The sequence below is a fragment of the Thermaerobacter sp. FW80 genome (genome assembly GCF_004634385.1).
GTDB classification, from domain to species: domain Bacteria; phylum Bacillota; class Sulfobacillia; order Thermaerobacterales; family Thermaerobacteraceae; genus Thermaerobacter; species Thermaerobacter composti.
On the sequence record NZ_CP037895.1, the window covers coordinates 1,823,023 to 1,832,774 of the forward strand.

A 9,752-nucleotide genomic window follows, 5' to 3' on the forward strand; every position below is an offset into this window, starting at 1 on the left:
GCCGCACCGCCGCAACGCCGCCCTGCCCCGCCACCGCCGCATCCGCCGGCCCGGTGGCGGGGCTTCCTCCGCGGCGCGTCGTGCCACCGTGGGGGCCTCGCGGCGTCCCCTCGTGGCCACCGTGCGACGCTGGCCCTGGCGCCCCTGGGGCCGTTTCAGGGTGCGGCGGGGCGCCTCGTCCGCGCTCCATGGACGGCCTTCGCGATCAGGGTTGCCCCCCTCCGATGCCTCGGCCGCGTCGCGCGCGCGGGGCCGGTCCTCGCACCGCGACGCCGCCATCGGATCTCCCGCCTGCGCCCCGCGCCTTGCGCCTCGCCCCGTGGCGGCGACCCTCACGGGCCCCGGATGCCATGGACCAACGGGCCCCGGGGTCACCGCGCGGCCCCCGCCCTTCGCGCCATCGAGCCGTCGCCTCCACGTGGTGCGACCCCGCCCTTTGCGCCGCGACGGCGCCATCGAGCCGCCTCCGCCGCGCCGCACCCCGTCCGCCTTCAGCGTGGGGGACTTGCCCCAGGACCCGGCCCTCGCACCGCCGTCTCGCCCTCGTCGGTTCCCGTCCGCCGCTTCCCGCCGTCTTGGGCGCCTGTCGCCGGTTCCCCCTGGGCCGCTCCTTCGTAGGATGGGATGACACCACCCGCGGCCGGGGGTTGCCGCCGGCCGGCGCCGGGACGCAGGGGAGAGGCCGATGGTGAAGATCGTGATCGCCACCGGGAGGCCGTTGATCCGCGAGGGGCTGCAACGGGTGCTGGAGGGGGCTCCGGGGCTCCAGGTGGCGGGCCACGCGGCGACCGCCGGGGCGCTGCTGGAACGGGTGCGGGAGCTGGAGCCCGACGTGGTATTGCTGGACCTGGACCTGGTCGAGGACCGGGCGCGGGAGGTGGTGGGCCGGCTCGGCCGCATGCCCAACGCTCCGGTGGTGGTCGGCATCACCGACCGGGGTGATCCGGAGGCGCTGCTCGGGCTGGTCCAAGCGGGGCTCGGGGGCTACCTCTTGGCCCACCGCGAGGCCGCGGGGCTCGCCGAGGCGATCCGCGCCTGTACGGCGGGCATCTTCGTGATCGACGCGGAGATCATGTCGGAGCTGGCCCACGATTCGCCGCTCTACCGCTATGTCCCCGCCCCGGAGGAGGTGGAGCGGGCCCGGCTCTTGAGCCAGCGGGAGATCGAGGTGCTGAGCCGCATCGCCTGCGGGAAGACCACGGCCCAGGTGGCGCAGGAGCTCTACATCAGCCCGAAGACCGTGCGCAACCACCTGAGCCACGTCATGCAGAAGCTCGGGGTGCGGGACCGCACCCAGGCGGTGCTCTTCGCCCTGCGGGTGGGGCTGATCCGGCGCCAGGACCTGCTGGGGTAGGACCTCCTGGGGTAGGACCTCCTGGGGTAGAGCGCCCCCGCCAGCCCCATCACCATTTAATTCTAAGAAAGGCGATTTGTCCCTCTTGACGCCCCGGCTCCGTCCTCCCTACAATGGGCTCACCATGGGGAACACATGTTCGATGTCGAGGCCGCCCCTGGCCTTCGTGCGGCTCGAGGGGGCATGGGTGACGGCGGCCGGCGTGGGGGATCGGCCGGCGGTGGTGGCCGCCGGGCCGGTGGTGGTCGACGTGGCGCCGCTCGCCCGGGCCGAGGGCGTGCGTCCCGGCATGCGGGTGCGGACCGCGCGGCGACTGCTCCCCGGCCTCGTGGTGGTGCCGCGGGATGCCATCGACCCCCTGGCGGCCCTGGAGCCCCTTTACGAGGCGCTGCTGGGCGTCTCCCCGCGGGTCGAGCCGGTGGTCGATCGCCTGGCGGCCCTCTGTGAGCTGGATGCCTCGACGACCGTCGAGGAGGTGGTCGCCGTCCTCCAGGCGGCGGGCCTGGGGCGACGGGGACACCGGCTGGTCCTGGGGATCGGCCACGGCCGGCTGGTGGCGCGCCTGGCGGCGCGGGTGGCGGCACGGTCCCGAGCCGCCATCGCCGGCGAGGAGGCCCTGGGTGGAGATCCGGGACCGCCGGCTCGCCGGGCGGTGGGCCGGCGGGGTCGAGGCCCGCAGCGGCACGAAGCGGCCGGGGGCGCCGCCTCGGCAGGCGGCCGGGCCGCTGCGCAGCGGAGCAGCGGGGTCGCCGGACCGGCCGGCGGTGCCGGTCCGGCCTCCCGAGGCGTCGCGCCGGCCGGGATGCGTGCCGGACCGGCCCATGAGAGCGGGACCGCCGCCCCGAGGGTCGCCATGCCGGCAGCCGACGCCGGCGGATCCCCGGGGGTGGCGAGCTGCCGGGTTCCTCCCGGCCAGGAGGCGGCCTTCCTGGCCCCCATGCCCGTGACCGTCCTGGAGGAGGAGGTGCCGCCGGCGGCGCGCCGCCGGTTGCAACGCCTCGGCCTCATGACCCTGGGCGACGTGGCTGCGGCGCCCCAGCAGGTGGTGTCCCGGGCCGTGGGCGACCTGGCCCCCCTCCTGCAAGCCTGGTGCCGCGGCGACGACCGCCGGCCCGTGGTGCCGGGCTTCCCGCCGCCGGGCGTCACCGCCGCCCTCGCCGCGCCCCCGGAGCTCCCGGAAGATCGCCGGACCGGCTGGTGGCCGGGGCGCCTGCCGCACCTGGCCCGGGAAGTGGCGTCCCGCCTGGCGGCCGCCGGCCGAGGGGGACGGCTCGTGGTCCTGCAGGGGGAGCGGGCCCGGGTCCGCCGCTACCTGCCCCAGGCCGTGGCCGACGGCGACGCGCTGGCTCGCACCGCCCTGGACCTGTACCGCCGCCTGCTGGGGGACGAACCGGCCCCGGCGCGGCTGGCGCTGACGGTGACCGCCCTGGAGCCGGTCGCCCGCCAGCTCGCCCTGGGCGACCCGGCGGCCCTGGCCACCCAAGACCGCGCAACCCCTGCCATGGGAGGGCGGCCGCCGGCCGGGGAGCCAACGCAGCCGACGCGAGGGCACCGCGTCCGACAGGGGCGGGAGCCGGTCCCCGCCGCTCCCGGGGAGCGGACACCGGCGGCGCGGGCCCCGGCGGGTCGGGGCCCGGCAGAGCCGGCGTCGGCGGGTCGGGGCCCGGCAGAGCCGGCGTCGGCGGGCCGGGGGGCGGCAGGGCCGGCCCTGTCGGTGCCGGCCTTGCCGGTGCTGGTGGACGAGCTGGCCCGCCGCTACCCGGGGCGGGTCTTCTGGGGCCGCGAACGTCCCGCGACGCGGCGGGAGCGCCAGCTCGCCTACTGGGATCCCTGGCGCGGGGCGCCCGAAGGGCTGGGGCCTCGAGCCGACGGGCTGGGGCCTTGACCCGGCGGGCTGGGGCCTCGAGCCGGCGGGCCGACCTGGCGCCGGCGGGTGCCGCCGGCGCCGGTTGGCGGGCCCGTCGGCCCCGCCCCCGCGTCGCCCACCGGTTTCCGTCGGCCCCGCCCCCGCGTCGCCCACCGGTTCCCTTGGGCCGCCTGCGGCGGGAGGCGCAGAGGCATGGCGCTGATCGGCAAGCCGGTTCCGGTGGAGACCGACGAACGCGGCCGCCCGCGCCAGTTCTTCTGGCGCCGCTGGCATCGCGTGCGCTGCGTGCTCGACGAGTGGCGGGAGGCGGGGGCGTGGTGGGAGGGGGAGGGGGAGCGCTGGGTGGTGCGGTTGCTGACGGAGGAGGGCGGGGTGTTCGAGCTGGAGCGGGCGGCGGGCAGCGCCCGCTGGGTGCTCTACAAGGTCTACGACTAGGCACGGGCGGCGAGGGACGGAGCCATGGTCCATGGTCGGACCGGGCGACGGTCCACCCCGGGCTTCCGCGGGAGGGCCCCGACCCAGCCTGGCGGAGGAGCGGTGCGCGATGTTCGTCCACCTCCACTGCCATTCCGCCTACTCCTTCCTGGACGGCGCCAGCCCCGTCCAGGCGCTGGTGGAGCGGGCCGCCGACCTGGGCATGCCGGCCCTGGCCCTGACGGACCACGACAACGTGGCGGGCGCCGTCGAGTTCGACCGGGCCGCTCGCGCGGCGGGGATCAAGCCCATCCAGGGGGTCGAGCTCACCCTGCTCCTGGACGGGGACGAACCGGCCGCCGGCTCCGCGGCCGAGGCCGCCGGGGCTTCGCCGGCGCCGGGACCCGGCGGGGCGTCGGCCACCGCCCACCTGATCCTGCTGGCCACCGGGCCGGCGGGATATGCCCGCCTGTGCCGGTTGCTGACCCGTGCCCACCTGGAGCAGCCCCGCGGGCGGCCGGCCTTGCCCTGGTCCGCGCTGCTCGCAGAGGTGGCGCCGGACGGCGAGCCCCTCCCCGACCACGGGCTGATCGCCCTCTCCGGCTGTCGTCGAGGGCCCGTGCTGCAGGCCCTGCTTCAAGGCGACCGCCGGCTTGCCCTCCGGCGGGCGCGGCAGCTGCGGGACGCCTTCGGGCGGGATCACTTCTACGTCGAGCTGCAGGGCGGGTGGCTGCCCGGCAACCGCGCCCTCAACCGCACGCTGGCGGACCTGGCGGAACACCTGGGGGTCGGTGTGGTGGCGACCAACGACGTCCACTACGCCACCCGCGACCGCTTCGCCGTCCACGACCTCCTGACCTGCGTGCGCCTGGGCATCCCGGTGGACGAGCCCCATCCCCAGCGGCACCTGAACGCCCACAACGACCTCAAGGCGCCCCGGGCCATGGCGCGGATGTTCGCCGACCACCCCCGGGCCCTCGAGGCCACCCTGGCCATCGCCGAGCGCTGCCGGCCCGTGCTGCCGGAGGGCGCCGTGCCCCGGCCGGCCTATCCCCTGCCGCCGGGGGTGAGCGCCGCGGCCTATTTGCGGGAGCAGGTGGAGCGAGGCGCCCTGTGGCGCTACGGCCGCATCACCCCCCGCATCCGGCAGCGGCTCGAGCACGAGCTGGCCATCATCGAGAAGCTCGAGCTGGCCGACTACTTCCTCTTGGTCTGGGACGTGGCGCGCTACGCCCGCCAGCGGGGCATCCGCTGCGCCGGTCGCGGATCGGCGGCCGACTCGGCGGTGGCCTACTGCCTGGGCATCACCGACGTGGACGCCATCGAGCGGGGGCTGCTCTTCGAGCGCTTCCTCAGCCTGGAGCGGGCGGAGCAGCCGGACATCGACCTGGACCTGGACGCCCGCTACCGCGATCAGGTGGCCGACTACGTCGAGCGGCGCTACGGCCCGGCGCATGTGGCCACGGTGTGCACCTACCAGACCTACCACGCCCGCGGCGCCCTGCGGGACTTCGGCAAGGCCCTGGGCTTCCCGCCGGAGGTCATCGACCGCATCGCCAAGCGGGTGCCGTACTACCTGTCCCGGCACCTGGGCCGGGCGCTTCAGGAGGTGCCGGAGCTGCGGGACCTCGACCTGCCCCGCGAGCGGTTCCGCCGGCTGGTGGCCCTGTGCGAGGCCGCGGCGGGGCTGCCGCGGCACATGGGCACCCACCTGGGCGGCCTGGTGATCAGCCGCCGGCCGTTGGTCGAGCTGTCGCCGCTGCAGCGGGCGGCCAAGGGGTGCCGGATCCTCCAGTTCGACAAGCGGGGCGTGGAGGAGCTGGGGCTGGTCAAGTTGGACCTCCTGCCGCTGCGCACCCTGGGGGCGGTGGAGGAGGCGGTCCGGGTCATCCGCCGCCGCGACCCCGGCTTCGACTACGACCACATCCCCCTGGACGACCGGGCCACCTATGCGCTGCTGGGCAGCGGCGAGACCGTCGGGGCCTTCCAGCTGGAATCGCCTGCCCAGCGCGCCCTGCAGCCGCGGCTCAAGCCCGAGAACCTGGAAGACGTGGTGGCCAGCGTGGCCCTCATCCGGCCGGGGCCCATCAAGGGCGACATGGTGGAGCCCTTCCTGGCCCGGCGACGGGGCCGGGAGCCCGTCACCTACCTGCACCCGAAGCTGGAGCCCATCCTGCGCAAGACCTGGGGCGTGGTCCTCTTCCAGGAGCAGGTGATCGAGATCGCCACCGCCATCGCCGGTTTCACCCCGGGGGAGGCCGACCGCCTGCGCCGGGTGATGACCCACGCCCGTTCCTCCGAGGAGATGGAGGACATCGGCCGGCACTTCTTGCACCGGGCCCGGCAGCAGGGCGTCGACGAGGCGGTGGCCCAGGCGATCTTCCGCATGATCCAGGGCTACGCCAGCTACGGCTTCTGCGAGGCCCACGCCGCGGCCTTCGGCGTCACCGCCTACAAGACGGCCTATCTCCTGGCCCACTACCCGGCGGAGTGGTATGCCGCCCTGCTCAGCCTCCAGCCCATGGGCTACTACCCGCCCAACACCCTGTGCGTCGAGGCGGCGCGGCGGGGCATCCGCATCCTCCCCCTGGACGTCAACGCCAGCCAGGTGGGCTTCACCGCCACCCCCGGCGCCATCCGCATCGGCCTGCGGGCCGTCAAGGGGTTGGGGGACGAACCGGCCGCCGCCATCGTGGCGGAGCGGGAGCGGGGCGGTCCCTTCCGCCACTTCATGGACTTCCTGCTGCGGATGGCAGGGAGCAGCGCGGGCGGCGGAGACTGGGACGGGGCAGCGGAGACGACATCCGGCGAAGCGGCGGGCGGGCCGGCGGGCGGAGGGCCGGGCGCCGAGCCGGAGGGGGAGCCGGGCGCACCGAGGGGGGCGCTTGTCGCGCAGGCCGGCGGAAGGACGGGCCGGCCCGACGGCAGGGGGCACCGGCGGGGGAGGGGGTCGCCCCGCGGGCCGGTCCTCGACCGGGACCAGGTGGCCGCCTTGATCCGGGCCGGGGCGTTCGACAGCCTGCACCCCAACCGCCGCGCCCTGTTGTGGGGACTCGACGAAGCCCTGGCGGCCGCCCGCAGCGCCGCCGGCGACGGCGCGCTGGCCCGGGCCCTGGCCGCGAGCTGGTCGCCGCCCGTGGTGGCGGACTTCCCCGAGCTGGAGAAGTGGGCCATGGAGCGGGAGGTGCTGGGGATCGACGTCCACCGCCGCCACCTGCTGGCCATGCTGCGGGAGGTGCTGGACGCCCAGGGGTATCGGGCGGCCGCGGCCATCCGCCACCTGCCGGCGGGCGCGCCCGTGCGGGCGGCGGGGATCCCCGTCCGGCCCCATCGCCCCCCGACCCGCAGCGGCCGGGTCATCGTGTTCCTCAGCCTGGAGGACGAGACCGGCCTGGTGGACGTGACCGTCTTCGAGGCGGTATACCAGCGTTACGGGCGGTGGATCTTTACCGACCCGCCGGTGCCCCTGGCCGTCGAGGGGGTCTTGCAGGACCGGGACGGCGCCCGGGCCGTGCTGGCCCACCGCGTGATCCCCCTGGCGGCGGCGCTTCGCCTTCAACTGGGGCCTCGCCCTGGTGAAGGAGCGCCTGGAAGCCCGTGCCCGGGGCGAGGACGTAACGGTTCGTTGGTAGAGGCCTGTAGAGGCCTCCAGAGAGGGCTTTGTTGTGGACGCGACCGTAGGCATCGCCGCCTGCCAAACGCCCGTCTACGGGCCAAATCGGGACCTTAGAAGACCTGTGTCGCCTGCCGCTCCGGCTGTCCGTTTTTCGGAGGCTTGCAAGTGCGCGGCGAGCCCGCCGGTTCTGAGCGGTCCTGCGGAAAAAGCGAAGACCCTCGGGAAAGGACGGCCGCCGGAAGGCGGGTTGCAGCGGTCGCCGGCGCACGGTGCAGAGCCCTTTGTCTTCCTAATTGCTTCCCATGGCATCCTATGTGCAGGAGAAGGGAAGCGGGATGAAGCCGGCCCGAGCCGTCGCCTATGTCCGGGTCTCCACCGCCGAGCAGACCAGCGAGGGCGTGTCGCTGGATGGGCAGGAGGAGCGCCTGCGGGCCTACTTCACCCTGCAGGGCCTGGAGCTCGTGGAGCAGATCCGGGAGGCGGGCGTGTCGGCCTCCAAGCCGCTCGCAGAGCGGCCCGGCGGGAAGCGGCTGCTGGAACTGGTGGGCGGCCGGTGGGTGCAGCACCTCGTGGCGCTGAAGCGGGACCGCCTGTTTCGCGATGCCGAGGACGCCCTGCGCCAGACCAAGGCCTGGGACCGGGCCGGCGTGGCGTTGCATCGGGTAGACGTGGGCGGCCAGGCCGTCAACACCGCCACCGCCATGGGCCGGTTCTTCTTAAGCATGACGGCCGCCTTTGCGGAACTCAAGCGTAGCCTGATCGCCGAGCGGACGCAGGCGACCCTCTCGCGCAAGAAGGCTGACCGCAAGGCCTACGCCCCGACCCCTTACGGCTTCGACCGCGACGACGAGGTGCTGGTCGAAAACCCCGCCGAACAGCGGGTGCTCATGATGGTGCGGACGTGGTGCGCGCAAGGGTGGAGCCTGCGCCGCATCGCCGAGGAGCTGAACCGGCGCCGCATTCCCGCGAAGAAGGGCAGGCGGTGGCACGCGTCCACCGTCCGCTACACCCCGAAGAACGACCTGTATGGGTAGGAGGTGGCCTAAGTGGAGCGACTGCTGACGCCGGAGGAAGTGGCCGACATCCTGCGCGTCACCCGGCGGACGGTGTACGAGTGGCTGCGCACCGGCCGGCTCCGGGGCCTGAAGGCTGGGCCCTTCTGGCGGATTCGCCCGGAGGACCTGGACCGCTTCCTGGCCGGCGAGCAGGACGCCCCGGCCTGGCGTCCGGGCGGCGTGGACCACGACGAGGACGACGAGCCCACGGCCGAGGAGCTGGAGGAATCCCGGCGCGCATGGCTCGAATACCTGGCGGGTCGGGACCCTGGCCGGTCGCTGGACGAGCTGCGCCGCGAACTCGAGGCGAGCCGTGAGTGAGTGGCGCGTCATCCTCCTGCGCCCCGCCGAGCGCTATCTGAAGCGCCTGCCACGGCCCGAGCAGGAGCGCATCCTGCGAGCGCTGGAGCGGCTGCAGGAGAACCCCGAACAGGCTCGCCCCGAGCCGCTGGCCGGTCGCCCGGAGTGGAAGCTGCGCGTGGGCGGGCGCCGCATCCTGTTCATCCCCGACCGGGAGCGCAAGCTGTTCATCGTGACGACCATCGGCCCGCGCGGCGACGTCTACAAGCGCTAGGTGGGCCGCTGCGGCTTAGGTTGCCCAACGAGAGGAATTCCCAGCCAACGCTCTCCAGTGGGGGTGTTCATGCTCCTTTTGTTTCACTCATCCTGTTGCCGGTCGCCCGCACTGCGAAGTAGTTGCGGAGATCCTCGATGACGCGGTGCATCGGCGTGAAGCAGACGCCAAATCCCGGGTCGAGGGCGGCTAAGCCGAGCGACTCTCCGCCTGCTGACTGATGATCCTTCAATGTAGCCACGGTTTTCACCGTGGATGCAACCCGGCACCATCGCCAACCATGAATTGGGGAACCGGCTGCAACGTAGCCACGGTGTTCACCATGGATGCAACCCTGCGGAGGCAGGTGGTGCCGATGGTGGCGGCGGATCCTGCAACGTAGCCACGGTGTTCACCATGGATGCAACCATCCGCCCATGCCAACAATGCCACCAGCACCGCCCTGCAACGTAGCCACGGTGTTCACCATGGATGCAACGTTCTCCAGGATGCGGTCACGGAGACGCTTGGCGAGGGCCCTGCAACGTAGCCACGGTGTTCACCATGGATGCAACGGCCGGGTCGGTGACCGGCCGAGAAAAAGGAGGAGATGCTGCAACGTAGCCACGGTGTTCACCATGGATGCAACTCTCGACGGCAACACCAAGATGGTTATGCGGACGCTGCTGCAACGTAGCCACGGTGTTCACCATGGATGCAACTGGCGGCTTCGATGGCCTCGTAGATGTTCATCGTGAGCTGCAACGTAGCCACGGTGTTCACCATGGATGCAACTAGCATTCTCGGCGGCATGGCCGGCTCGTGGCTCGGCACTGCAACGTAGCCACGGTGTTCACCATGGATGCAACAAGGGATCCTTGGGCACCCGCACA

Annotated in this window: 7 protein-coding genes and 1 CRISPR repeat array (1 of these 8 running past the window's edge); all 7 genes read left to right on the forward strand. The window is 73.7% G+C overall.

What is annotated here, in order from left to right; genetic code table 11:
- The first annotated feature begins 685 nt into the window (after positions 1 to 685).
- The 7 genes from E1B22_RS07575 to E1B22_RS07605 all read left to right on the forward strand — a co-directional run bounded on the left by E1B22_RS07575 (position 686) and on the right by E1B22_RS07605 (position 8,880).
- The gene (locus tag E1B22_RS07575; RefSeq protein ID WP_135225169.1) at positions 686 to 1,354 is read left to right on the forward strand and encodes a response regulator transcription factor; all 669 of its coding nucleotides are present in this window, start codon (positions 686 to 688) and stop codon (positions 1,352 to 1,354) included.
- Between the two features lie 142 nt (positions 1,355 to 1,496).
- Positions 1,497 to 3,239: a nucleotidyltransferase gene (locus E1B22_RS13905; RefSeq protein ID WP_305791191.1), complete on the forward strand. Its 1,743-nt coding sequence runs from the start codon at positions 1,497 to 1,499 to the stop codon at positions 3,237 to 3,239.
- A gap of 174 nt (positions 3,240 to 3,413) precedes the next feature.
- On the forward strand, positions 3,414 to 3,656 hold the full coding sequence (locus tag E1B22_RS07585; protein WP_135225170.1) for a DUF6504 family protein: 243 nt from the start codon (positions 3,414 to 3,416) through the stop codon (positions 3,654 to 3,656).
- Positions 3,657 to 3,765: 109 nt separating this feature from the next.
- Positions 3,766 to 7,365 (forward strand): DNA polymerase III subunit alpha, encoded by a 3,600-nt coding sequence (locus E1B22_RS07590; RefSeq protein WP_243123240.1) that lies wholly within the window; start codon positions 3,766 to 3,768, stop codon positions 7,363 to 7,365.
- Between the two features lie 221 nt (positions 7,366 to 7,586).
- Entirely contained in the window at positions 7,587 to 8,285 is a 699-nt protein-coding gene (locus E1B22_RS07595; protein ID WP_167758885.1) for a recombinase family protein, read from the forward strand.
- A gap of 12 nt (positions 8,286 to 8,297) precedes the next feature.
- Positions 8,298 to 8,627, forward strand: a complete 330-nt coding sequence (locus E1B22_RS07600; RefSeq protein WP_135225172.1) for a helix-turn-helix domain-containing protein — start codon at positions 8,298 to 8,300, stop codon at positions 8,625 to 8,627.
- Positions 8,620 to 8,880 carry a type II toxin-antitoxin system RelE/ParE family toxin gene (locus E1B22_RS07605; protein WP_135225173.1) on the forward strand — a complete coding sequence of 87 codons (261 nt, stop codon included), beginning with the start codon at positions 8,620 to 8,622 and terminating at the stop codon, positions 8,878 to 8,880. Before E1B22_RS07600 ends, E1B22_RS07605 begins: the two co-directional genes overlap by 8 nt.
- 226 nt (positions 8,881 to 9,106) lie before the next feature.
- Positions 9,107 to 9,752: direct repeats of the CRISPR family, unit length 36 nt; unit sequence CTGCAACGTAGCCACGGTGTTCACCATGGATGCAAC; it runs 488 nt beyond the window's last position.